This window comes from Haoranjiania flava (assembly GCF_025631005.1).
Lineage (GTDB): Bacteria > Bacteroidota > Bacteroidia > Chitinophagales > Chitinophagaceae > Haoranjiania > Haoranjiania flava.
Genome location: NZ_JAOTPL010000047.1, coordinates 1 through 1041 on the forward strand (window position 1 = coordinate 1; position 1041 = coordinate 1041).

Sequence of the window (1041 nt, forward strand, 5' to 3'; positions counted from 1 at the left end):
TTGGTTCGCGTGGCGGCCCAGGCTACCTGCGTTAAAATACTTCTCAAATACTTATTACCATGTGGCGTGCGGCCGCTCATCTTTTTGCCTCCGCTTTCATTGTTGCCCGGACAAATACCTGCCCACTTAGCCAGCCGCTTGGAGCTTTCAAAACTTTCTGCCGGTTCTGTACCGATTTCGGCAATAATTTTTATGGCTGCCACTTTATTCACCCCGGGTATCGTTTTGAGAAGTTCCACGCTTTGCTGATCATCTTCACAGCATAACAGCCTGTCCATCTCCGCTTCCAAATCACATAACTTGCCCTGCAGGTACTCTATGTGCTCATTAATCTGATTGAGCATAAAACGATGATGATCGGTTAACCTCCCGTTGATAGCTTCAAATAACTGAGCCGCGCTGGCTTTTAAATTCTTATGATAACTCTCTGCTATCAATGCCTCTAAATCCCTGCGCCCTGCCATTAATCCTGCAATAAGTTTGGTGGCTACTACCCCTGTTACATCATTGACCACACTACTTAGTTTGATATTGGCATCTTCCAGTATCTTTTGCAGCCGGTTCTTCTCCGAAGCCATATCCTGAGTGAGTTTGGTGGCATACCGGTTTACATCCCTTAGCTGCCGTATCTTTTCTTCAGGAACAAAACTGGCTTTCAGCAAGCCTGCCAGCAATAGTTTACAGATCCACTGGCTGTCGGCCTTATCGGTCTTCCTGCCAGGTACATTCTTTAAATGACGCGCATTGACCAATATCACTTTAAACTCATCTGCCAAAATATTGAATACCGGCTTCCAGTATACTCCTGTACTCTCCATCGCCACATGCGTTACATCATGGCTTTTTAACCACCCGCATAATGTTTTCAAAGAACTCGTAAAGGTATCGAAGGTGCGGGTCTCTCCCGCTATCCCTTCGCCTTTTATCGTGGCCACGACTGTCTTTTCATGAACGTCCAGACCGCAGCCCCGACTGATAATTTGATCAAATTCTACTACAGAATTTGTTTGTGTTTTTGTCTCCATCTTTTATCGCTTTTTT

General features: G+C 45.4%; 1 protein-coding gene. It reads right to left on the reverse strand.

Annotated features, from left to right (window positions below; translation table 11 throughout):
* On the reverse strand, positions 1–1025 hold a 1025-nt coding region (locus OD355_RS13780; protein ID WP_263039076.1), incomplete at its 3' end, for an IS110 family RNA-guided transposase.
* Between the last annotated feature and the right edge of the window lie 16 nt (positions 1026–1041).